At 37.4% G+C, this 22,605-nt stretch carries 23 protein-coding genes and 2 pseudogenes; 13 read left to right on the forward strand and 12 right to left on the reverse strand.

The window, feature by feature from the left end; genetic code table 11:
* Positions 1 to 192, reverse strand: a pseudogene (locus tag ACGLXV_RS04760) (Gmad2 immunoglobulin-like domain-containing protein); the annotation flags it as partial.
* A gap of 17 nt (positions 193 to 209) precedes the next feature.
* Positions 210 to 1,040: a YitT family protein gene (locus ACGLXV_RS04765; RefSeq protein ID WP_391557734.1), complete on the reverse strand. Its 831-nt coding sequence runs from the start codon at positions 1,038 to 1,040 to the stop codon at positions 210 to 212.
* 127 nt (positions 1,041 to 1,167) lie between these two features.
* On the opposite strand from ACGLXV_RS04765, the gene ACGLXV_RS04770 reads away from it, so the two are divergent.
* Together ACGLXV_RS04770 and ACGLXV_RS04775 are read left to right on the forward strand one after the other, a co-directional pair.
* On the forward strand, positions 1,168 to 2,028 hold the full coding sequence (locus tag ACGLXV_RS04770) for a DegV family protein (protein ID WP_391557735.1): 861 nt from the start codon (positions 1,168 to 1,170) through the stop codon (positions 2,026 to 2,028).
* A gap of 85 nt (positions 2,029 to 2,113) precedes the next feature.
* Entirely contained in the window at positions 2,114 to 2,245 is a 132-nt protein-coding gene (locus ACGLXV_RS04775; RefSeq protein ID WP_391557736.1) for a DUF3941 domain-containing protein, read from the forward strand.
* 17 nt (positions 2,246 to 2,262) lie between these two features.
* On the opposite strand, the gene ACGLXV_RS04780 is transcribed toward ACGLXV_RS04775, so the two are convergent.
* Positions 2,263 to 3,147 carry a CvfB family protein gene (locus ACGLXV_RS04780; protein WP_119707213.1) on the reverse strand — a complete coding sequence of 295 codons (885 nt, stop codon included), beginning with the start codon at positions 3,145 to 3,147 and terminating at the stop codon, positions 2,263 to 2,265.
* A gap of 161 nt (positions 3,148 to 3,308) precedes the next feature.
* On the opposite strand from ACGLXV_RS04780, the gene ACGLXV_RS04785 reads away from it, so the two are divergent.
* The 5 genes from ACGLXV_RS04785 (at position 3,309) to ACGLXV_RS04805 (ending at position 7,696) form a co-directional block, all read left to right on the forward strand.
* Entirely contained in the window at positions 3,309 to 3,800 is a 492-nt protein-coding gene (locus tag ACGLXV_RS04785) for a YajQ family cyclic di-GMP-binding protein (protein WP_119707212.1), read from the forward strand.
* A 120-nt stretch (positions 3,801 to 3,920) separates the two neighbouring features.
* A complete protein-coding gene (locus ACGLXV_RS04790) occupies positions 3,921 to 4,631 on the forward strand; it encodes a FadR/GntR family transcriptional regulator (protein ID WP_391557737.1) in 711 nt (236 codons plus the stop codon).
* A gap of 167 nt (positions 4,632 to 4,798) precedes the next feature.
* Positions 4,799 to 5,515: a (Fe-S)-binding protein gene (locus ACGLXV_RS04795; protein ID WP_391557738.1), complete on the forward strand. Its 717-nt coding sequence runs from the start codon at positions 4,799 to 4,801 to the stop codon at positions 5,513 to 5,515.
* A 34-nt stretch (positions 5,516 to 5,549) separates the two neighbouring features.
* Complete coding sequence (locus ACGLXV_RS04800; RefSeq protein ID WP_119707209.1) at positions 5,550 to 6,980, forward strand: LutB/LldF family L-lactate oxidation iron-sulfur protein; 1,431 nt, start codon at positions 5,550 to 5,552, stop codon at positions 6,978 to 6,980.
* Positions 6,974 to 7,696, forward strand: coding sequence for a LutC/YkgG family protein (locus ACGLXV_RS04805; RefSeq protein WP_391557780.1), 723 nt, complete (start codon positions 6,974 to 6,976; stop codon positions 7,694 to 7,696). Before ACGLXV_RS04800 ends, ACGLXV_RS04805 begins: the two co-directional genes overlap by 7 nt.
* 87 nt (positions 7,697 to 7,783) lie before the next feature.
* On the opposite strand, the gene ACGLXV_RS04810 is transcribed toward ACGLXV_RS04805, so the two are convergent.
* The 3 genes from ACGLXV_RS04810 to ACGLXV_RS04820 form a co-directional block, all read right to left on the reverse strand.
* Positions 7,784 to 8,491, reverse strand: a complete 708-nt coding sequence (locus tag ACGLXV_RS04810; RefSeq protein WP_391557739.1) for an SDR family oxidoreductase — start codon at positions 8,489 to 8,491, stop codon at positions 7,784 to 7,786.
* Between the two features lie 41 nt (positions 8,492 to 8,532).
* A complete protein-coding gene (locus tag ACGLXV_RS04815; RefSeq protein WP_391557740.1) occupies positions 8,533 to 9,702 on the reverse strand; it encodes an MFS transporter in 1,170 nt (389 codons plus the stop codon).
* 82 nt (positions 9,703 to 9,784) lie between these two features.
* Positions 9,785 to 10,630, reverse strand: coding sequence for an SDR family NAD(P)-dependent oxidoreductase (locus ACGLXV_RS04820; RefSeq protein ID WP_391557741.1), 846 nt, complete (start codon positions 10,628 to 10,630; stop codon positions 9,785 to 9,787).
* 188 nt (positions 10,631 to 10,818) lie between these two features.
* Between ACGLXV_RS04820 and ACGLXV_RS04825 the strand changes: the two are divergent.
* The 4 genes and pseudogenes from ACGLXV_RS04825 to ACGLXV_RS04840 all read left to right on the forward strand — a co-directional run bounded on the left by ACGLXV_RS04825 (position 10,819) and on the right by ACGLXV_RS04840 (position 13,633).
* Positions 10,819 to 11,471: pseudogene (locus ACGLXV_RS04825) on the forward strand (LysR family transcriptional regulator).
* Between the two features lie 165 nt (positions 11,472 to 11,636).
* Complete coding sequence (locus ACGLXV_RS04830) at positions 11,637 to 11,822, forward strand: hypothetical protein (protein ID WP_391557742.1); 186 nt, start codon at positions 11,637 to 11,639, stop codon at positions 11,820 to 11,822.
* Between the two features lie 211 nt (positions 11,823 to 12,033).
* Positions 12,034 to 12,438: a hypothetical protein gene (locus ACGLXV_RS04835; protein ID WP_391557743.1), complete on the forward strand. Its 405-nt coding sequence runs from the start codon at positions 12,034 to 12,036 to the stop codon at positions 12,436 to 12,438.
* Positions 12,439 to 12,634: 196 nt separating this feature from the next.
* Complete coding sequence (locus ACGLXV_RS04840; protein ID WP_391557744.1) at positions 12,635 to 13,633, forward strand: DUF3231 family protein; 999 nt, start codon at positions 12,635 to 12,637, stop codon at positions 13,631 to 13,633.
* A gap of 128 nt (positions 13,634 to 13,761) precedes the next feature.
* Here the strand turns inward: ACGLXV_RS04840 and ACGLXV_RS04845 are convergent, their stop codons facing one another.
* Positions 13,762 to 14,307 carry a helix-turn-helix domain-containing protein gene (locus tag ACGLXV_RS04845; RefSeq protein WP_391557745.1) on the reverse strand — a complete coding sequence of 182 codons (546 nt, stop codon included), beginning with the start codon at positions 14,305 to 14,307 and terminating at the stop codon, positions 13,762 to 13,764.
* Positions 14,308 to 14,456: 149 nt separating this feature from the next.
* Here ACGLXV_RS04845 and ACGLXV_RS04850 point away from each other — a divergent pair, with 149 nt between their 5' ends.
* A complete protein-coding gene (locus tag ACGLXV_RS04850; RefSeq protein ID WP_391557746.1) occupies positions 14,457 to 15,080 on the forward strand; it encodes a LysE family translocator in 624 nt (207 codons plus the stop codon).
* Positions 15,081 to 15,180: 100 nt separating this feature from the next.
* Here the strand turns inward: ACGLXV_RS04850 and fdhD are convergent, their stop codons facing one another.
* The 5 genes from fdhD to ACGLXV_RS04875 all read right to left on the reverse strand — a co-directional run bounded on the left by fdhD (position 15,181) and on the right by ACGLXV_RS04875 (position 21,544).
* Positions 15,181 to 15,981: a formate dehydrogenase accessory sulfurtransferase FdhD gene (gene fdhD / locus ACGLXV_RS04855; RefSeq protein ID WP_391557747.1), complete on the reverse strand. Its 801-nt coding sequence runs from the start codon at positions 15,979 to 15,981 to the stop codon at positions 15,181 to 15,183.
* 20 nt (positions 15,982 to 16,001) lie between these two features.
* The gene (locus ACGLXV_RS04860; RefSeq protein ID WP_391557748.1) at positions 16,002 to 18,359 is read right to left on the reverse strand and encodes an FdhF/YdeP family oxidoreductase; all 2,358 of its coding nucleotides are present in this window, start codon (positions 18,357 to 18,359) and stop codon (positions 16,002 to 16,004) included.
* 144 nt (positions 18,360 to 18,503) lie between these two features.
* The gene (locus tag ACGLXV_RS04865; RefSeq protein WP_391557749.1) at positions 18,504 to 18,863 is read right to left on the reverse strand and encodes a Na-translocating system protein MpsC family protein; all 360 of its coding nucleotides are present in this window, start codon (positions 18,861 to 18,863) and stop codon (positions 18,504 to 18,506) included.
* A gap of 54 nt (positions 18,864 to 18,917) precedes the next feature.
* A complete protein-coding gene (locus ACGLXV_RS04870; protein ID WP_391557750.1) occupies positions 18,918 to 20,189 on the reverse strand; it encodes an L-lactate MFS transporter in 1,272 nt (423 codons plus the stop codon).
* 395 nt (positions 20,190 to 20,584) lie between these two features.
* Entirely contained in the window at positions 20,585 to 21,544 is a 960-nt protein-coding gene (locus ACGLXV_RS04875; protein WP_391557751.1) for an aldolase catalytic domain-containing protein, read from the reverse strand.
* 184 nt (positions 21,545 to 21,728) lie between these two features.
* Between ACGLXV_RS04875 and ACGLXV_RS04880 the strand changes: the two genes are divergently transcribed.
* Complete coding sequence (locus ACGLXV_RS04880) at positions 21,729 to 22,592, forward strand: SDR family oxidoreductase (RefSeq protein ID WP_391557752.1); 864 nt, start codon at positions 21,729 to 21,731, stop codon at positions 22,590 to 22,592.
* Positions 22,593 to 22,605 lie beyond the last annotated feature (13 nt).

A 22,605-nucleotide genomic window follows, 5' to 3' on the forward strand; every position in this document is an offset into this window, starting at 1 on the left:
GATAAATTGTGTATGTCCGTCTTCTACGGAATAATAAAAATAATCTTTTCCAATATGAGCATCCCCTCGTACTTTGTAATTTCCACTCCCCCCATCTACGATAATATTTTTAAAAGCAGATTCTTCTTTTGCAAAGCCAATTGTTGGAATGAGCATAAACATGATGGTGAGCATAAAAAGCAATTTTTTCATGATTTTCCCTCCTGTAGTTATTCTTTTCGAAAGAAACCAAAGATCCCTGCTGTTTGAACAATATTAGTAAAGGCATTGGGATCAACTGACTTAATGATTCGTTCGAGATCAAATAATTCATAACGAGTAATGACTGTTATTAGCATTTCTTTATTTTCGTTTGTAAATGCACCCTTTGCAGGTACAGTTGTAATCCCTCGAACAAGCTTTGAATGAATGGCTTGTTTCATTTCATCCGACTTTTTAGTTATAATCATGGCTGTCAGCTTTTCATGACGAGTGTGAATGGTATCTATCACCCTTGTAGAAACATATAAAGTGACTAGCGTGTATAAGGCCTTTTCCCATCCATATAAAAAACCTGCGGTTACAATGATTGCGCCATTTAAAATAAAGAAATACGTTCCTACGGGCTTATCCTTCATTCTCGATAAAACCATCGCGACTATATCCATTCCTCCTGTAGACGCTCCCCACTTTAAGGTAATCCCTGTGCCAATAGCCGCAATAACTCCTCCAAAAACCGCATTTAGTAAAATATCTTTAGAAACATTGATGATTGGGACAATTTCTAAGAAAAAAGACATTAGAAATACACTAATAAAACTGTAGATGGTGAACGATCGACCTACCTTTTTCCAAGCTAAAATGGTCACAGGAAGATTAAGAATAAATAACCAAACCCCAGTTGTCATGAAATTTCCAAAGACACTTGATATTAGCTGTGCTACTCCCACGAAACCACTGGAGTATACATTAGCCGGGATTAAGAAAAAATTCATTGCCACTGCATTTAATATAGCTCCGATGGTCACAATGATTATTTTTTTCGTATGCAGATAAATCAATGACATTCCCCTCCTCGAAAACTCTATTTTCCCTATTATGAGCAAACTCCCCCGCATTTAATTGTAATTCACTTATAATTTCTTTAAACTAAAGATAAGATTACATAGTTATTGGAGTGTGATAGGCATGTCGATTAAATTAATGGCTGATTCTGCTAGCGATTTGCCGCTTAACTTTTTTGCTGAACATAATGTAACCATGTTACCGTTAAAGGTACATGTAAAGGAGCAGGAGTTCGAAGATTTACTAACCATTAATCCCGAAATGGTTTACGAGTCCATTCGAAACGGAGATATACCCAAAACATCTCAAGTGTCTCCATCTATATTTGAAAAACACTTTACCGAGCTAGCCATCAACAAAGAATCTGGTCTATACATCGCTTTTTCTTCCGAATTATCGGGAACCTATTCAACAGCAGTGATGATACGTGACCAAGTGAAAGAACAATATCCTGATCTGGACTTGACTATTATTGATACAAAATGTGCTTCACTTGGATGTGGATTGGTTGTTATGGAGGCAGCCAAACTCCTAAAAAATGGTGCTACTAAGGAACAAGTCATTGCGTCTTCAGAATTTCTATGTAAGCATATGGAGCATCTCTTTTCAGTTGATGATCTTGACCATTTAGCTAAAGGCGGAAGGGTTTCTAAGGCTTCTGCTTTCGTTGGAGGTCTGTTAAATATTAAACCGCTCTTAAATGTGGAAGATGGGAAACTCGTACCTATTGAGAAAATACGAGGAAAGAAAAAATTAATGCGTCGAATCATTGAAGTTATGAAAGAACGAGGAGTGTCTTTAGATAAACAAGTTATTGGAATTAGTCATGCCGATGACAAAACAACCGTGGAAGAAATGAGAACCATGATAATTGACGAATTCTCACCTCAAGATGTTTATATCTCAGATATTGGGGCTGCAATTGGGTCACATACAGGGCCAGGAACGATTGCCATATTCTTTCTAAATAAGCTTCATTCGTAACTTGCATACTTCTCTTTTTCCAACAGAAACTAAAAGAAGCCTTGTATTATGAGGTAGATTGTTTTATCTAGGAAAGGGGATTATTATGCCACATACTTCAGATAATGATAAAAAAGCACAAGACAAAAATGCACTCAGACATGAGAAAAACATGGTAGAAGAAAAGAACAGAACAGCAGGAAAAAAATCATTTTCAAAGAAGACAGATCATTTGTAAATAGAAAAATGACGTGGTTACTCCACGTCATTTTTCTCTTCTTTTTTATATGTCCAAAAATCCTCTTGATAAACTAACCCATTCTTCATCAATTTTCCTAATGCACGCTTAAAAGCAGCTTTACTTAATCCAAATCGTTCTAGAATGTCCTCTGGCATGCTTTTATCACTATAAGGCATTGCCCCATTTCTTAGTAGGAGATACTCATAGATCTTATTTGCATCCTCGTCGAGTGCTTCCTGTTTACGAGGAATTAAAGAGATATTAACGGTTCCATCTTCTTTTACATCAATGATTCGACCTTCTACTTTTTCACCTAGTCTAGGCTCCACTTTCCGCTGCGACTCATGAACAAAGCCTTTAAACCCTTCAACCGTATATACCCAAGTGCCAACCTTTGCTGTTCTGTAGACATGTCCTTGTATATTTTTATTAAAGTCCTTTGATGTAGCTTTAATACTTATATCTGTAATAATAGGATCAGTCGCAGCTTTTACATAAATTCGGTTATTTTTATTTACACGAAGTGAGATGTATAAAAGATCATCCACATTTGGCCAAACAGATGTATGTACAGGAAGGTCCTCTTCTCCTAGTAACACATCCTTTTTTATACCAATATCAAGAAACACACCAATTCCAGGCTTAACTTCGACCACCTTCGCCCAGCCATACTTGCCGACTTGAACTTCTGGTATGTAAGTGGTTGCTGTAATACGATCACGAGAGTCGATATAAAGGAAAACCTCAATTTCTTGGTCCTCCGATAATTCCGCATTTTCAACCATTTCATTTTCATGTAAAAGAACGTCTTCTTCCCCATTAGTTAAAAAGTAGCCAAACGCAGCCTGCCTTGCTACCGTCAGGGTTGTGACCTGTCCAATGTAATCAGTTAGTGACATACACTACCTCCTAAAATTTATCTATATCTATACATTAACCTTATCTATCGTTTATAAAACGGCGAGAAAGTTGTTTGAACTGCTATATTTTACTATAATGAACCCATAAAGGGAAACTGAATAAAAGATACATAAAAATTTTTTGATTGTAGGAGGCTCATATGTCTAAAGAAAGTTCATTCGATATTGTATCAAAAGTTGATTTTTCAGAAGTAACAAATGCCATTACCCAAACGATGAAAGAAATTTCTACTCGCTATGATTTTAAGGGTAGTAAAAGTGAAGTATCACTAGATAAGGAAGAATTAGTACTTATTTCAGATGACGAGTATAAGCTAGATCAACTCAAAGATGTGCTTCTAAGTAAATTAATCAAACGTGGAGTTCCAATCGGTAATCTCGATTATGGGAAGCTGGAAGGGGCTTCTGGCGGAACAGTCAGACAACGTGCGAAGCTCGTTCAAGGAATTGATAAAGAAAATGCCAAAAAAATTAATACGATTATAAAAAATAGTGGCGTAAAGGTAAAAAGCCAAGTTCAAGATGATCAAGTTCGCGTCACTGGTAAGAATCGTGATGATCTTCAAAAGATTATTGCTCTTGTAAAAGAAGCAGACCTAACAGTAGAAGTACAATTTACAAACTATCGCTAGTATAATAAAATCTGCCGACAACTCCGGCAGATTTTTTTCGTATGTCTTACATTATGTATCCTTTTTTAATATCAAAAAGTTGTATACTAAATATAAGAACATGTTTTGGAGGCTCTTCCTTTGAATTACAAAAAGATAAAACCGAAAAAAATTTATGAAGAAGTTGCCGATGCCATACACGATATGATTAAGGCAGGGCAATTTAAGCCTGGCGATAAGCTTGATTCCGTCCAGCAACTAGCCGAAAACTTTCAGGTTGGACGCTCAACAATTAGAGAAGCATTAACCGCTTTACGTGCTATGGGATTAATAGAAATTCGACAAGGCGAAGGAACATATGTAAAGGAGTTTGAATCGGGACAAGTAAGTCTTCCCCTCTCTACCGCAATATTAATGAACTTACAGGATACTCAAAATTTACTCGAGGTCCGAAAAATTTTAGAAGCAGGAACATGTTACACAGCTTCCCAAAAAAGAACAGAGGAACATCTGCAAACCATCGAAGCCGCTCTTAAAGAAATGCAGCTCGCTAGCGGCAATGAAGAGCTTAACGAAAAAGCAGATCTTGCCTTTCATATGTCCATAGCCGAAGCAACTCAAAATCCTTTACTTGTAAATTTAATGAACCACGTATCAGGACTTATTGGTGAAACCATTAAGGAAACACGTCGTCTTTGGCTCTTTTCTGAACAAATCACTGTTGACCGTCTATATGAAGAACATCGCAAAATTTATTTAGCCATAAAAGAACAAGACGGAGAAAAGGCACGTGCACTTATGCTTGATCATCTTGAAAATGTAGAAAGTGTTCTTTATAAATACTTAAAATAATCTTCATGCACTTCTATTAAAAAATGAATGAAGTGCATTTTTTTAGAAAATTTCGTGTAATCCCTTTCAAGAAATACTATAAATATAGTATTATTGTTATTAAATAATCTATTTTGAACAGGTCATCAGATGACCTGATTTTTAAAAGGAATAGGAGATAAACAATCATGAAAGTTACCCTTTTTGCCACATGCCTTGTTGATATGTTTCAAAGCAATGTAGGAAAAGCAACGGTTGAATTGCTAGAGCATTTAGGCTGTGAAATTGATTTCCCAACTTCTCAAGTTTGCTGTGGTCAGCCCTCCTACAATAGCGGATATGTAAAAGAATCGAAGGAAGCAATGAAGACAATGATTAACACGTTTTCACATGCTGAATATATCGTTTCACCTTCTGGCTCCTGCGTTGCCATGTTTCATGAGTATGAGCATATTTTCAAAGATGATCCGGTTTGGGGCCCAAAAGCAAAAGAACTCGCTTCCAAATCATATGAATTAACTCAATTTATTGTTGATGTATTGAAAATAGAAGATGTTGGTGCTCGCTTTAAAGGAAAAGTTACGTACCATACTTCTTGCCATATGACTAGATTACTAGGTGTAAAAAAAGCTCCGATGGTCCTTCTATCAAATGTGAGAGATTTAGAGTTTACTGAGTTACCAGGAAAAGAGCAATGCTGTGGATTTGGTGGAACATTTTCTGTAAAAATGGCACAAATCTCTGAACAAATGGTCGATGAAAAAGTAGCTCACGTGGAAGAAACCGGAGCAGATTATTTAATTGGTGCTGACGCTGGTTGTTTAATGAACATTGGCGGGCGTATTGAACGGAATTTAAAACCAATTAAGGTGTTACATATAGCCGAAATATTAAATAGTCGCTAATGGTGAACAAGGAACCTTGGGGAGGGATAAAGAGATGTCAATGAAAATTAGCACAACTGACTTTAAAGAGCGAGTGGATAAAGGAATTCAAGACTCATTCATGCGAGGAGCAGTAGTTGGAGCTCAGGAAAGAATGGGTACACGCAGATTAGACGCAACAATCGAACTAGGAAACTGGGAAGAATGGCGTAACCACGGTGAGGAAATTAGAAAGCATGTACTTGACCATCTTGACTATTATTTAGAACAGCTTAGTGAAAATGTTGCTAAGCGAGGGGGCCACGTATTTTTCGCCCAAACAGCTGAACAAGCCAATGAATATATCAGTGGAGTTATTAAAGAAAAGAACGCCAAAAAAGTGGTGAAAGCTAAATCGATGGTTACGGAGGAGATTCACCTTAACCAGTGTCTTGAAGATGCGGGTTGTGAGGTAATCGAAACCGACCTTGGAGAGTATATTTTGCAGGTTGATGACCATGACCCTCCTTCTCATATCGTTGTTCCCGCTCTTCATAAAAACAAAGAGCAAATACGTGACGTGTTTTCGGAAAAGCTGGGCTATAAAAAGACTGAAAAACCAGAAGAACTCGCCTGGCACGCTAGAGAAATGCTTCGTCAAGAATATTTAACAGCTGATGTAGGAATTACTGGTTGTAATTTTGCCGTTGCAGAATCAGGATCAATCAGTCTAGTCACGAATGAAGGCAATGCGGATCTTGTCACTTCCCTTCCGAAAACGCAAATTACCGTTATGGGGATGGAAAGACTTGTTCCGACCTTTGAAGAAATGGAAGTTCTGGTTAGTCTTCTTACTAGAAGTGCGGTTGGTCAGAAACTGACTAGCTACATTACTGTGTTAACTGGCCCTCGTGAAGAACATGATGTTGATGGTCCTGAAGACTTCCATCTCGTTATCGTAGATAATGGCCGCTCTAGTATACTCGGTGGTGAATTTCAATCTATCCTTCAATGTATTCGCTGTGCAGCTTGCATAAATGTATGTCCTGTCTATCGACATGTTGGTGGCCATTCATATGGATCCATCTATTCGGGACCAATTGGTGCTGTATTATCCCCTTTATTAGGCGGGTACGATGATTATAAAGAATTACCATACGCATCAACACTTTGTGGAGCATGTACTGAAGTTTGCCCAGTAAAAATACCTTTACACGAGCTGTTGCATAAGCATAGACAAACGATTGTTGAAAAAGAAGGCAAAGCACCAATTTCCGAAAAGTTAGCTATGAAGGCATTTGGTTTGGGTGCTGCGTCCCCTTCCCTTTACAACCTGGGATCTAAGTTCGCACCGACGGCCATGCTACCTTTTACTTCAGGTGACAAAATCTCTAAAGGTGTTGGTCCTTTAAAGGCATGGACAGAAATTCGGGAGTTCCCTGCACCAAACAAGGAAAGATTTAGAGATTGGTTTAAAAATAGGGACAAAGGTGGAGAACCATCATGACTGGAACAATACAAAATAAAGATGTTTTTTTAAATCAAATAGCTACCTCACTTGGTCGCGAAAGACGTATCCAAAACGCACCTGTTCGTAACTGGAAGCATCAGCCCCAACACCTCGTGTTAAAGGAAGCATCCGTTGATGACTTAGTAGAAGTTTTGAGGTTACAATGCGAAAAAATTCATACTACTCTCGTTGAAACAAATCTCAAGGAACTAGAGAATACACTTAAAGAAACGGTTGCCGTTCATGGCGGTGGGCCCATTGTATCTTGGAAGGATGAACGTTTTTCAAATTGGGGTCTTTCTCCTCTTATGAATGAAACTTGGCCGAGCGAAGGAGTTTCTATTCATGAATGGGATTACACAAAAGAAATGGAAAACATCTCTCTTGCTGAAAAAGCAAACGTAGGAATCACAATTAGTGAAATAACACTTGCAGAATCAGGTACGGTTGTTTTACTAAGTGACAAGGATAAGGGGCGGACCGTTAGCTTTCTTCCTGTTACACTCATCGTTTTAGTTCCTAAAAGCACTCTAGTACCGAGAATGACGCAAGCTGCGCAAAAACTTCGTTCCATACATGAACAAGGTAAGCAAGTTGCTTCATGTGTAAATTTTATTACTGGCCCAAGTAATTCTGCTGATATTGAATTAAATTTAGTAGTTGGAGTTCATGGCCCCGTTAAAGCTAGCTATATCCTTATTGACGATTTATAAATAACTTTTAGCAAAACAAGTAAAGCCGAACCCCAAGTTTTTGGGTGTTCGGCTTTTTTCGAAAGGATTTTTCACAACTACTAACGTCTACCAAGGTATTTGTTTCCCATCTTTAAAGAACCCTCCGTTTGGTCCTTCAGATCCAATCGTCGCTAACCACAGGATAGACTCGGCTGCTTCCCTTGGTGTTCTTGGGGCAGATGGTCCCCCCATATCTGAGCTTACCCATCCCGGATCAACTGCATTTATTTTAATATCACCTTTAGTTTCTGCAGCTACTAATCTTGTCAAAGCATTTAAGGCAAATTTGGACAACTTATAGGCGCCAACTCTAGGAGAGGACATTTCGCTCATCGCCCCATATTCTGAGGAAATATTAATAATTCTCCCATATCCTTGTTTTTCCATTAAGGGAATAAAGGAACGCATGACATGGTAGACACCCAAGAAATTAGTTTCCATTGTTTTCTGGAGAATGCTAGGATCCATAGTCAATAAATTTTCATTCTCATCTAAATACACGCCTGCATTATTAATTAATACATCTAATCTTCCATATTGCTCATTTAGAGTAATTGCAGCTTGGGTGATGCTTTCGTGATTTGAGACATCCATCTCAATACACGAAACATCCAGGTTTAACTCCTTAAGTTTTTGCACAGCCTTATTACCCATTTCATGATCCCGACTTGCCAAAACGACATTAAAACCAGACAAACTCAATTGTTTGACCAGCTCATACCCAATTCCTCGATTCCCTCCAGTTACAAGCGCCACTTGTTTATCATGTGTCATTTAAATCCTCCCTTTCTCGTTCTTTGATTGAGTTAACATTCTTATATGGAGAGTTGTTTTGTAGAACTATACATATAATTTCTTAGAAAAATAGATATGGAACCTAGTAGCAATGATAGGATTCCCACTAATACAACGTATTCTGTACCCAAACCTGATATAAATAATCCACCTATAGCTGCTCCAATTGTTGTTCCTAGATTAGCCGCTGTTAAAAATAATCCATTAGCGAAATCAGGTGCTTCGGGAGCTGAAGACATAATCCAATATTGATTGATATTTCCTCCTACTCCTGCTAAGATTCCCCAGAATAAAGTAATGATTGCCATAGGTACGGATAAATGTCCAAAAAGGAATAATAAGATATAAACTGCTCCTAATACGAAAGGAAATAACACTACAGAACTTAAGGCATTTTTAGTAAGTAGCTTCCCTGCCAAAACATTCCCAATAATATTGGCGCCACCGAATACAAATAACATAATCGTAATTGTATTCGAAGACATATTCGTAACAGTTTTTAAATACTCAGCCAAATAACTATAAACCCCGAATATGGCTGAGTTCAGAAAAATGACTGCTACAATGGACTGCCAAGTAACGAATTTTTTTAATACGGATAATTGTGCTCCATAAGAAAGTTTTTCAGTTACAGGCATAGATGGTACAAATAGAAAGGTAGCAAAGAATGCAATAGCATTTACAACAGCAAAGAATACCATCGCCATATGTAAAGAAATTGTACTGGCAATAAAACTAGCGATTGGTACGCCAACTACCATACCAGCGGATACACCTATAAATACTTTAGAAACAGCTTTAGGAGCTTCTTCTTTGCTAACTGAGGCAGCAGCCACTGAAAAAGCCAATGAACAATAAATGGGATGAAAAAGGGCTGGTATCACACGAGCAATTAATGCAATGCTGAAGTTAGTTGTAAATATAGAAACAATGTTCCCTACAACGAAAACACCAAGTACGAGTAACATAACCTTCTTCCGATTGATACCTGAAAACAATAAAGGCATCGTTGGACCAGAGACTGCAATCACTAGGGCAAAAAGACTCACCAGCAAACCAGCTTTTGATACACTAACATTAAAATGTTCAGCAAGGGAAGGCAGTATACCGATAACTCCCATTTCAGTATTTAAGATACCGAATACTCCTATTGTTAATATGAAAATCAACAAATTATTTTGTTTAGCCAAAAAAACAACTCCTTCCAATAAATAAATAGCCCCATTCTTAGGGGCCATTTTTTTTAAGTTTTATCTCAAATAATCTCACTGTTTACTCATCCTCGTATGCGAGAGAGGTAGACAAGTCACGATAGGCGTTGATCTGATGTTGAAGTTCTACAACTTTTTGTTCTGCACCAGCAAGGGCATCTGCACCAGCGATCCAGCGAGACGGTGGTTCCTCCTGATTTACGATGGTGATCAAAGCCTTAGCAAGTTTGGTAGGATCGCCTTCCTGCTTTCCATTTTTTTCTTCCCAAAAAGCATGGTATTGTGCATTACGCCCTGCGTAATCATCAATAGATGCCTCAGCAAGGAATTTTGATTCTAGCTCTAAAAATTTAGTACGGAAGAAACCTGGTTCTACAATGGTCGTTTTAATACCAAAAGGGGCAACATCATGATGTAACGACTCCATAAAGCCTTCAAGACCGAACTTCGAAGCACAGTAAGCAGCATTGTATTCAAATCCAGCTAATCCTGCAAGAGAAGAAATTGATATAATATGTCCAGAACGAACCTTACGCATAAATGGCAACACGGCACGGGTGACGTTCATAGGGCCATACAGGTTGGTCGTGATTTGACGTTCAATCTGTTGTGGTGTCAGTTCCTCGAAGAAACCACCATAGAAGCTACCTGCGTTGTTGACCAACACATCAATACGGCCAAAACGGTCGACGGCTAACTTCACGGCAGTCTCGGCATCTAATGGGTCAGTAATATCCAACTTCACAATCAACAGATTTTCGTGATTGCCAAGGGCTTTGGCTACCTTGTCAGTATTACGACCAGTGGCGACAACCTGGTATCCTGCTGCAAGTGCTGCTTTTGCGAAATCAACACCCATTCCACGTCCAGCACCTGTGATAAACCAAACATTTTTATTGTTAGTCATACTTATTTCCTCCCTTTCACACTACTTGATATTTATTCGGTGGTTATCCCTACCCCCATATTACTTCCTTGTTATTTATTCTAACGCGCTCTATTTTACATATCCAATACTTATATCATATATCGTGATATGCTTGATAGGCATTTCTGTGTTGTATATACTAAAACATGATAAAGGAGGAGTAAAGAATGGAATTAAGAGTTTTGCGATATTTCCTTACGGTGGCAAGAGAAGGAAGCATGACGGCTGCTGCTGATTTTTTACATGTCACACAGCCAACCTTGTCCAGACAAATAAAGGATCTTGAACAAGAGTTAGAGAAAAAACTATTTATTCAGTATCATTCTCACAGATGAAGGAATGCTCCTGCGAAAAAGAGCAGAAGAAATTAGGTTATCCAAATATACGGTATCACCTCTACAGCGGAAACGAAGACGATGTGACTGTACGGCTTGACAAGGGATTGCTTGACTTTGGTATTTTAATTCAAGCAGCGGATTTATTAAATGTTCCTCTAATTTGTTCAAGACAGGCTATAAAACAGGCATTTTCTAAAAATGAATTTGCGGATTGGTTTGGTGAAGATTTTGAAAAATTAAACGTTGTGACTACTTACAATCTTGCATTTAATGCTTCCCTTATGGTTAAAGAGGGCATTGGTTATGCCATAACCCTTGATAAAATAGTGAATACATCTAGTGATAGTAACCTTTGTTTTAGACCGCTAAAACCAAGACTTGAATCTGGCCTAAATATCGTTTGGAAAAAACATCAGGTATTTTCCGCTGCTGCTGAGATGTTTTTAAAAGAAATTCAGGCGAAGTTTACAAATTATTTTTAAATAAAAATATGGTGAAATTTACTAATAAGTACCATGAATATAAATTGGACAGCCCCTTTTTTTATTATTGTGATATCTGTTTATACTTGTCCATCTTTTTTACATAGGATGTATTTTGTAAGGGGCCTCTTACAGTATTTCTTTTGTAGAAAGGAGGCAAGAAAAATGGCGTTAATTCCTGATAGCACAATTGGAGGAATTGTCCAAGGACTTCTTTGTGAAATTGGAAGACTTGTTTTACAGATTCTAATTGCGGTTGCTATCGCAGTTGCAAATTTATTTGGTTTTACAGAGGTTGCAGCTAGACTTGCACTAGCTCAAGAAGCACTTAATGATGTTAACTGCTTCTAATCCAGCCTACTCGCGCAATTAGCGAATCAATTTGGACCTAGCTTTCTAGGAAACCCTAGAGATTATTTTAAAATAATCTTCTAGGGTTTTTTATTTATGCGATTTAGATGACTTGAACAGAGATATTAACACACTACATTTTTAATTAAAAAGCATAAGATGGAAAGAATTTAAATTTATTGTTAAATAAAATGAATAAGGTGGGAAAAAAATGAGTGATAACATAAATGAAAACAGAGAACAGAATACAAGTAACAATATGGACAAGGATCCTAAGAATATTGCTAACCAACTTCTTAAAAATCAAAATACGCTCGATTTAGGATCTATGATGCAACTGGCATCAACTCTTCTTAATAATGATGTTATTATGAATTCGGTTACCGAACAACTTAGTAAAAATAAGCTAATCGCCGCTACCCAAGCATCAAAAGTATCTGAGAAACCAGAAAATGTGCAGATGTCTACTTCATATGAAAAATTAGTAACTATCTCTAACGAAATCTCCGAATTAAAAGAAGAATTCAGAGGTCTAGCTACTCTTTCTGAAAAGATTGAGAATCTCACTAATGAAATTTCCGAATTAACAAAGGTACTTAAAAAAGTAAAAGAATAAGAATTAGATCATAATACAGAAAAACTATAGTATAACAAATAAAAACCTTGAGAAAATCAGGGTTTTTTCTTGCTTGATGCCTTTGTATAAAAATCAGTATTTCTCCTATTTCCTTCATACGCTCATTGGATTATTTTAATCCTGAGAGAAACATACTCTCTATTGAAATTGGAAATAATACTTGGGAGGTGAAGATATGGAAAAGTTGAAACTTACTTCCTCTGAAATAGGTTCCTTATGGGGGGAGTATGTAAACGGAACAGCGACACATATAGTAATTACATATATGTACTCAATTATTGAAGATGAAGAAATAAAAGCGGTATTCAAAGATGCAATCCAGACATTCGAAAAACAAAAGGAACAAATAAAGATTTTTATTAAAAATGAAGGATTTCCCGTTCCGGTTGGATTTAATGAGACTGACCTGTATACAGGAAAAGAGAGATTGTTTTCAGATGCATTCTGCTTGAATTATTTACACATAATGACTTTACATGGTTTATTAGGGCATAGCACTTCATTATGCATTTCTGTAAGAAAAGATTTAAGGGATTTTTACGACTCATGCGATAACGATGCGAAAAGGATGTATCATCAAACTATAGAGTTATTGCTGGAAAAAGGGCTTTTTCAGAGAGACCCAATATTTTATGCATATGAACATCCTGAATATATTTCAAGTAAAGATTTTAAAGATGGTTTTTTTGGAAAGGGTAGAACTCTTGCAGCGACTGAAATCATCAGTATATCTTTAAACCTTAAAAAAAGTATTATGGCTAAAACCCTTTCTATTGGATTCAGCCAAGTGGCTCAATCGCAAGAGGTTAGACAATTTTTAAGTGAATCTGAGAAGACTGCTGATGATCAAATAAAAGCATTCGCAAAAATACTGCAAGCTGACAATTTACCAGTTCCTAAATCTTTGGAAACAGAAATAACCATTTCAACAGACTCTCCATTTTCTGATAAGTTATTAATGTATCACATGGGTTTTTTGTTTCAAGCTGCACAAACTTATCATGGCGCAGGTCTTGCGGCATCCATGCGAACAGACCTCGTGGCCACTTTTGAGACAATTATTTTACAAAACCTTTTGGTTACAAAAAATTGGTTTGATGTTATGGTAAAAAACAAATGGTTAGAACAACCTCCACTCGCACCTAATAGAAAAGAAATTTCAAAAGAAAAATAATTCACATGCCCCTCTTAATCAGTCGGGCATTTTTATATTCCAGAAATCATTTCTCGATTAAACTCCCTTTAGTAAATAAGAAAAGGTGATCGTTCATTTTGGAAGAATCCCCTATGTTGAACAGGATATTAAAAAGCAGATGGGGTGACCGAAAATAGTATCGTAGCCTTTGTAGAAAAATTATTTTCCCATTTATGCTTCATATGTGCTGGTATTTTTACACTATCACCTGTATCTAATATATATTCTTCCTCATTTAAAAACACTTTAATTTTCCCTTCTAACACAAAAGCAACCTCTTCTCCTTTGTGTTCCAAAAGACTCTCTGAAGAATATGTATTTGGAGGAACATTCATAATCGCAGTCGAGATTGTTCCTGTAAAATCAGGCGACAATAACTCGTACGATAAGTTGTCAACTACCATTTTCTTGCGCTCATTTGACCTAACAACTAAATCTTTTGTATTCGTTTCTTCAAGCAAAAAACTAAAGGTGGGAACATCAAGGGCTTTAGCTAAAACCTTTAGCGTTTGGATTGAGGGATTTGCCAGCCCCCGTTCAATTTGACTTAACATTGATGGAGTGATTTCAGCTATTTTTGCTAATTCTCTACTACTTAAACCTTTAGCTTTTCTAAACTTCTCCACTTTTTTCCCAATATCTATATTCTCCAATATATCACTCCTTAAGGATGTAGTTAAATTTTATTTAACTTTATTAAATTAAACTTAAAAACGAATGATAGCTATGTTAAACTGTATTTAATACAATAAAAGTATATTTTATAAAATAGCCTTTTACAAGTCAGTAAGGAGTGGAGAAAATGAATGATTTCTATACGTTTTTAGTCCTTTCATTGTTCGTTGTGATGAGTCCAGGGATTGATACAGCACTAATTACAAAAAGGACTATTTCAGATGGAAGAATTGACGGCTATAAAATGGCTCTAGGTATTACAACTGGTTCATTGGTGCATACATTTGCAGCTGCGTTTGGTCTTTCAGCTATATTAATGCAGTCCGCCGTTGCTTTTGAAATCGTTAAATACGCAGGTGCCGTCTACTTGATATACCTTGGATTATCCTCTTTTATCACTAATAAAAACAAATACGTTACTCATATTGAAAACCAGAATAATTCTGAATTGAAAAAATCAGCCTTTAAACAAGGGTTGTTCTCAAATGTGCTTAATCCAAAGGTTGCCATGTTCTTTCTAACATTTTTACCCCAATTTGTGAAAACAGGAGCAGACGCGACACAACAATTTATTATGATGGGTGTTATTTATACAGTGCTATCTATTACTTGGTTTTTTGTTTATGTCTTTTTTATTAACTATTTACGTGAATGGCTTATGTCTCCAAAAGTACAAAGGATCATGGATAAAGTAACGGGTCTTGTATTAATTGGATTTGGATTAAAGTTGGCTTTAGATAAGCAACATTAAAAAAGCCGATTATTAAATTATCGATAATTTATAACCAAAATTCATGAAACGTTAAACAAAAATACGCACGGTAACTATTGGCTACCGTGCGCTTCTCATCTTATCCACCTAAAATACGTTCTTGATGTGTGTATACATTAAACCCTTGACCGCGAATGAATCCAACAGCTGTAATACCTAGTTCCTCAGCCAAATCAAGTGCTAGGTTTGTAGGAGCTGATTTTGATAATACAATTCCAACTCCAATTTTTGCAGCCTTCAACAATACCTCTGAAGAAATTCGTCCACTAAATACAATAATCTTGTCTTTCAACGGAATGCGATTGATTAGGCAATATCCAAAAATTTTGTCTAAAGCATTGTGGCGACCAATATCCGTCCGTGAAACTATGATCCCTTCTTTTGAACACAAAGCTGAATTGTGCACGCCGCCCGTTTGCTGAAAGTGAGATGAACTTTCTTGCATAAGGTTCATCAACCTCTGACAGTCTTGGCCAGTTATAGTTGTCTTACTCATGACTGTTTTTGCCGTTTTCATATCATTGTAAAAGTAAAACTGACGTCCTTTCCCACAGCATGAACCAATAAAGCGTTTGGAGTGATGGTGGTTTTGTATTTCCTTCTTAGTCACTAGCTCCACATATGCAAACCCTTTAGAGTCGTCAATTGTTAACGATTGAATCTCATCATACCTTCGAATGACACCTTCTGAAGCTAAAAAACCGACAACGAGTTCTTCCATATTAGCAGGGGTACAGACCATGGTAGCAAATTCCTGACCATCCAACATCACCGTTAGCGGGAATTCAACAGCTATTGTCTCCTCTTGTTCATAGAAGTCCTGGCCGTCAAATCTCATGATGCTTCTAGTGGTGGTCACTTCATCTATTTCATTGTCCATTTCTGTACCCTCCTAAATTATTAGCTTACTTCCGTCTCTAGATCTGGAATTGGTTTCTCCAGGTATTGTGTATCTTTACGAGCATTAAAACGTTCTGCTTTCTCTACTTTTACCGCAATATTATAATCTGGAATACCAGCAAATTTTTCATATTTTCCTTTGGGTAATAAGAAGTTTCCTTCAGGGAAGTGAACACCAAGGTTCCCTGTTGTGATATCAGCATACTTTGCACGTCCTTGAAACACTCCGTGCTGATTATAGACAACAATCCCTTCTCCATCTGCAATCCTATGCAAACGAGCTTCTTCAGCGTTAATCAAGACATCATAACGGTCAGACCCATTCAACGGATCTTTTTCACTAAACACCATGGAATTGAATTGCTTTCCACGGCGAGTCGTTAGTAAAAACTGTCCTTCTTTTTTACCCATATTTGGAATATCGACTGTAATTAATGTCCCTTTCCCATCTGGAGTTGGACAGATTCCATCTTCACATAGCCATGCTCCGCCCCATTGGAACACATCACCTTTTTTCTTTAGATGCTGGATACCGTCGTAATTTGGATTTGCTAATGCGATCTCGTCACGGATCGCCTGTGCATCTTTAAAATCCACCTGATGTGCCATTGTAGGATTTACACGCTTTGCTAGATCAATGTAGATTTTCCATTCTTCACGAGCTTCTTCAATTCGGTTTTTATTTCCTTCGATTTCAGGAGAATAGTAAACCATTCTTTCAGTGGAAGTTGACGTTCCGCCACCTTCTTGCTCATATCTGGTTTTCGCCGGTAGCACGATAACTGCTTCTTTTGCATCTACTAGAGTAGAAGTATTTAAAATAATATCTTGGTGGACACGAATATCTAATTGAGATAATGCTTTTTCGACAAAATTGGGATCAGGCATGGTTTCTAAGAAGTTACCACCACTCAAATAATATAACTTCACCTTTCTCTCATGATCTTCCGGAAGCATAATATTTTCAAGAGTGACACCAACAATATCCCCTTGCCAACGCGGAAGTTTAAAGCCCCACAGCTTTTCAATACGCTCAATATTCTCACCGTAAAAATCTCCACCTGGTAAGACAAAGGGATCTGCTCCCATTTCCCCAGAACCTTGTACAGAGGAGTGACCACGAAACGGCATTAAACCAGAGTGCTTGCGACCTAGGAAACCACGTAATAATGCTAGATTAGCAACTTGGGAGATGTTGTCTGTTGCAAATGAATGCATCGTTAAACCAAGAGCCCAGGCAAAGACAGCATTTTTTGCTTTTGCTAAAATTTCAGCAAGCTCGATGATACGCTCTTTTGTTACACCTGATGATTCTATAATATGTTCCCATGTTTGCTCTTGTACCTTTGCTTTAAGTTCTTCGTAACCATTCACATGTTCTTGTACAAACTGATGATTAATTGCCGAACCATGTTGCTTGGATTCCATATCAAACCAGTGCTTCATGATTCCATGCATAAATGCAATGTCTCCGCCGATATTAACTTGGTAGAAATCATCTGCTAGTTTGGTTCCAAATAGGGCTGATTCTGGGTTGGAAGGAATCCAATAATTTTCCATTGCTGGCTCACGATATGGATTAATAACAATAATTTTTGTACCCTTTTTCTTAGCTTCTAACATGTATTTAGAAGATACCGGTGAAGCATTTGATGCCACACTACCCCAGAATAGAAGTACATCTGTACCAATCCAATCTAAATAGTTCGAAGTGGATGCTCCTACACCAATTGAACGTTTTAATGCCGTTTTACTTGGAGAGTGACAAATTCGTGATGCATTATCGATATTGTTTGCTCCTAAAAAGCGTGAAACTTTAGCTGCTACATAATAATTTTCATTGGTAATTCCACGTGATGTTAAGTAGAAAGCATATTGCTTAGGATTTAGCTTTTTCATCTTTCCGGCAATCATATTCATCGCATCATCCCATGTAATGCGAGAAAACTTACGCTCACCTTTGCGACGAATCATTGGATATGGGATACGACCAAGTTTCCGAAGTTCCGTACTGTCATATTTTTTAAGTTCGTCAATATCTGCATGAAGAATCTCTGGTTTAATTGCTGGCATGGTGTTTAGTCTTAGAACATTTAAACGGGTCGTACACAGATGTGGACCGGTTAAGGTTTGGTCGTACAAGCCAGATACTCCAAGCGCACAACCGTCACATACGCCCTCTGTAATGATTCGAGTGGCATAACCTAAATTGTCTTTATTATCATAAGCGACCTTCATCGTATCGCGGATATGTTTTGGTTTAATCTTTCCTAATCCAAATGGGATGGGACTAACCCAGTACTTCGGTGCGGGTAGTAAGGCTTTCTTTTGTGGTCCTGGATGTTTTGTTTTCCCCATAATTTATTCCTCCATTTACACTTTTTTCATATAAAAAACCACCAGAAGAAATCCTTCCTTTTTATTAGGACGAAACTTCAGGTGGTTAGTCTTTAACAGGTGCGCTGCCAAGTTCCAACAAAATAAATCTGCTTGCAACAGTTATTACATATTAAATTTCTCTTCAATGTTATCTTCAAATACAAAGATCGACATACCTATGTCTAACTCAATATCGATATCGACAAACACACGGACGAATTTTGTGCCAAGCAATTCTTCCAACTCTGTAGGATGATTTTTTTTATAAATCTCCTTCACCATTTCTGTACGGGCAGAGCGAAGCATTTGGCGCCCATCTTCTGCTGTGGCAATGAATTTTTCAATAGGGGATAGATTCCCCTCCAGTTCACAGATGGCCCAGTTTTTTGAGAAAGTGGTTCGAACTTGACTTGGACCTTTTCCCATATGCTTTTTACGAAAGGCTCGAACAATATTGCTAAACTCAGCTTCGTACTTATTCACTCGTTTCAACTCACTTACCGTTTTTTCCCTATCTTACACTATTTTTGTTAGATATTATACTGCTTCTTTAGAATGTCCTACCTTTCCGGCATTCTCTGCTTTTAATCTATTAATATCAAATCTTATTAAAATTGATATCACTAATGCAACTACAAATAATCCGGAAAAGAAGGTTAAACTTCCTGCATAGCTGCCAGTCGTATCCTTAATCCATGCAGCGAATAAAGGACCAACTAGTCCTGCAGCTGCCCATGCCGTTAAAATATAGCCATGGATGGCCCCAAGTTGCTTTGTACCAAACATATCTCCAATATAAGCTGGAATAGAAGAAAATCCACCACCATAGCAAGTATAAACGACAATAAGCATAGCCATAAATAACCACTGAATGGACACTTGTGGTAAAAAGAAAAACATGACAATTTGTAGAACAAAAAAGGCTGTATAGGTATTTGGACGTCCAATATAATCAGATAAGGAAGCCCAACCAATTCGACCTAAACCATTAAAGATACCAATTGCACCAACCAATGCTGCAGCCGCTGTCATGTCAATGCCGATGCTTTCCATCGCTAGTGGTTTCGCTACCGCTAAGATGGCAATTCCACAAGTGACATTAATGAATAACATGAGCCATAAATACCAGAAGCGTTTTGTTTTTACTGCTTCATTAGCCATTAGCTGTGACAATTCCAAGGTTGGTTTTGCCTTTCCACTTTCAATTTTCGCTTGAAAACCTTCTGGTAACCAACCTTCAGCAGGCTTCTCTAAATATAATGAAGAAAGAGTCATAATAGCAAAGTATGATACACCTAAAATATAAAATGTATTCGCTACACCTACAGTTTCAATCAATGAGTTCATAATTGGGCTTGAAATGGCTGCTGCAAACCCAAATCCCATGATAGCAAGGCCGGTGGCTAAACCTCTTCGATCAGGAAACCATTTTACTAGAGTAGAAACAGGTGCGATGTAACCAACTCCAAGTCCAATTCCACCTAGTGCTCCGTAACACACATAAAGCATATACTTTGAACCAAAATCGACTGCTAAACCAGAACCAGTAATACCAATTCCAAAGAAAATGGCTGCTAGTAATCCTGCTTTTCTTGGACCATACTTTTCTACAAAATGTCCCAAAAATGCAGCTGAGAGACCTAAAAATAAGATAGCGATACTAAAAGTAAGTGCTACCTCTGAATCCGACCACCCAAACATGTTCTTTAAGGGAGCGGTAAAATTACTCCATGCATATACCGAACCAATGGAAATATGTATTCCAACTGCTGATAATGCAATAAGCCAACGATTTTTTGTTGTTTTCATTTGTTTTCCCCCTACATCAATCGCATAGATGCTCCAATAGAAAACAAAAAACCGTTGTAATTAATCCAAATTTAGACTCCTATATAAGGAACCTTCACCTGAATCATTACAACGGTTTGCCTTATACAGGAGCGCTGCTAAGTACCAACTGTCATAAACAAAATAAATAAAGATTTTTCAACCGATCAACAGGGTCGCTGTTTTCGTATCAAAAATATAATTATTATTATTCACAAATATGTCACATTTGACCTTTTAAACTTATCACGAAAGCGCATCCATGACAATAGTTTTTCACTTTTTTGTTTTGATAATAGTGATAAAACATATATAAATAAAATAAATATAAAAAAAGGCCAGTATTGGCCTTTTTCGAAAATTTCAATATCTATTTATTATTTTGACTCTAAGATCAAAGTAGCTTCAGGTGTTGTTACTTTATCATAGAATTCTACAAATTTATCTCTATCGGAACTATCACGGTATGCCATTGCGATACGTGGATGCTCATTAAGTACACCAGAGATCATATAAGGGATGATATAGCCCCATTCCCATCTCTTACGCATGTCTAACATATGTTTTTCGATAACGCCAAGAACTGGTTTCAGCTCATAGCTTGGTTTTTGAATATAGCTAACGAGAAGCTCTGTATTGCAGTTACCTGCCGCACGTCCCATCCCATAAACAGATGAATCAAGGAACGTAACCCCATTTTGAAACGCAGTTAACGTATTGGCAAATGCCAGTTGCATATTGTTATGAGTATGAATTCCTAGCTGTTTGTTAGGAATCAGTGCTTGGAATTTTTTCACTTGATGCTCAATATCTCTAGGATCTAAGCTTCCGAATGAGTCAACGATATATACCACATCTACTGGGCTCTCTTTTACCAACTCAAACGCTTTTATAAGCTGTTGCTCTGGTACACTAGATAACGCCATAATGTTGAGTGAAGTCTCATAGCCTAAATCATGGAACATTTGTACAAGTTCCAATCCTTTATCCACTTCACGAACATAGCACGCTACTCGGATCATATCCAAGATACTTTCCTCACGAGGAAGGATGTCATTCGGGTCTACTCGTCCAATATCCACTAAGGCAGATAGCTTCGTGAATTTTTTCTCTGGAATAATTTCTTTTAGGAAGTGATCGTCGAGAAATCTCCATGGATTGGGCTCTGATACGTTCAGTAACCTGGCTGAATTTTTGTATCCAATTTCCATATATTCAACTCCAGCCTCACTTAAACCATTATACAAGTCCTGAACAAACTCTACGCTAAAATCCCAATTGTTGACTAAGCCTCCATCTCGAATTGTACAGTCTATAATCTTACTACGATGTTCCATAAATGTCACTTCCTCCAATTGATTACGTTCATTAGAAAATATTTTTAATATTATAGCTTATATCATAATTCATATAAATCCGTCAAATTTTTCTCCTATTCTGAATTGTTCCGTTTGCATATAAATCCCCTCATTTAACCTATACTACAAAAATGACAAAGATCATTTGAAAGGATGGATATGCTTGTCTAAGAATAACAAACAAACTTTTCCACCTCAACATCAAAATCATCAACCAGGTGTTGAGGATGAAATGAACCCCATTCCAATTCATGTTAGTGAACAGTATAAAGGCTCCAATAAATTAAAAGACAAGGTAGCGATTATTACAGGTGGTGATAGTGGAATTGGGAAGTCAGTGGCCATCTATTTTGCTAAAGAAGGAGCTGACGTTGTAGTTTCCTATTTAAACGAAACAAAGGACGCTGAGGACACGAAAAAGCAAGTTGAGGCAGAAGGCAGACGTTGTATCCTTGCCGCAGGAGATATTGGGGATGAGGAGGTTTGTAACCAAATTGTAGATGATACAATAAAAGCATTTGGCAAAATTGATATAATCGTCAATAACGCTGCCGAACAACATCCACAACAAAGTTTGCTTGATATCACATCAGAGCAGCTTGAACGAACGTTCCGAACAAATATCTTCTCTTATTTTTATTTAACTAAGGCTGCTCTTCCCCATCTGAAGAAAGGGAGCTCCATTATTAACACAGCTTCCATAACAGCCTATCAAGGAAACGAGCAACTACTTGACTATTCCGCTACTAAAGGAGCAATTGTTACCTTTACCAGATCTCTTTCAAAGTCACTTGCTAAGGATGGAATACGAGTAAATGGAGTGGCACCGGGACCTATCTGGACTCCTCTCATTCCTTCCACCTTCCCAGCCGAACAAGTAGCAGAATTCGGATCTACGACACCAATGGGAAGAGCCGGACAGCCGTATGAACTTGCCGCGAGTTATGTTTTTCTCGCATCAATTGACTCCTCTTATGTTAGCGGTCAAATGATTCATGTTAATGGTGGAACAGTCGTCAATGGATAAGGATAAAAAAAGG

The sequence above is a fragment of the Robertmurraya sp. genome (genome assembly GCF_036676585.1).
GTDB lineage: Bacteria > Bacillota > Bacilli > Bacillales > Cytobacillaceae > Robertmurraya_A.

Coding starts and splice junctions, on each gene's coding strand:
- ACGLXV_RS04770 (WP_391557735.1), top strand. CDS start 1,168: ATGTCGATTAAATTAATGGCTGATTCTGCTAGCGATTTGCCGCTTAAC.
- ACGLXV_RS04775 (WP_391557736.1), top strand. CDS start 2,114: ATGCCACATACTTCAGATAATGATAAAAAAGCACAAGACAAAAATGCA.
- ACGLXV_RS04780 (WP_119707213.1), bottom strand. CDS start 3,147: ATGTCACTAACTGATTACATTGGACAGGTCACAACCCTGACGGTAGCA.
- ACGLXV_RS04785 (WP_119707212.1), top strand. CDS start 3,309: ATGTCTAAAGAAAGTTCATTCGATATTGTATCAAAAGTTGATTTTTCA.
- ACGLXV_RS04795 (WP_391557738.1), top strand. CDS start 4,799: ATGAAAGTTACCCTTTTTGCCACATGCCTTGTTGATATGTTTCAAAGC.
- ACGLXV_RS04800 (WP_119707209.1), top strand. CDS start 5,550: ATGTCAATGAAAATTAGCACAACTGACTTTAAAGAGCGAGTGGATAAA.
- ACGLXV_RS04810 (WP_391557739.1), bottom strand. CDS start 8,491: ATGACACATGATAAACAAGTGGCGCTTGTAACTGGAGGGAATCGAGGA.
- ACGLXV_RS04820 (WP_391557741.1), bottom strand. CDS start 10,630: ATGACTAACAATAAAAATGTTTGGTTTATCACAGGTGCTGGACGTGGA.
- ACGLXV_RS04830 (WP_391557742.1), top strand. CDS start 11,637: ATGGCGTTAATTCCTGATAGCACAATTGGAGGAATTGTCCAAGGACTT.
- ACGLXV_RS04835 (WP_391557743.1), top strand. CDS start 12,034: ATGAGTGATAACATAAATGAAAACAGAGAACAGAATACAAGTAACAAT.
- ACGLXV_RS04840 (WP_391557744.1), top strand. CDS start 12,635: ATGGAAAAGTTGAAACTTACTTCCTCTGAAATAGGTTCCTTATGGGGG.
- ACGLXV_RS04850 (WP_391557746.1), top strand. CDS start 14,457: ATGAATGATTTCTATACGTTTTTAGTCCTTTCATTGTTCGTTGTGATG.
- fdhD (WP_391557747.1), bottom strand. CDS start 15,981: ATGGACAATGAAATAGATGAAGTGACCACCACTAGAAGCATCATGAGA.
- ACGLXV_RS04860 (WP_391557748.1), bottom strand. CDS start 18,359: ATGGGGAAAACAAAACATCCAGGACCACAAAAGAAAGCCTTACTACCC.
- ACGLXV_RS04870 (WP_391557750.1), bottom strand. CDS start 20,189: ATGAAAACAACAAAAAATCGTTGGCTTATTGCATTATCAGCAGTTGGA.
- ACGLXV_RS04875 (WP_391557751.1), bottom strand. CDS start 21,544: ATGGAACATCGTAGTAAGATTATAGACTGTACAATTCGAGATGGAGGC.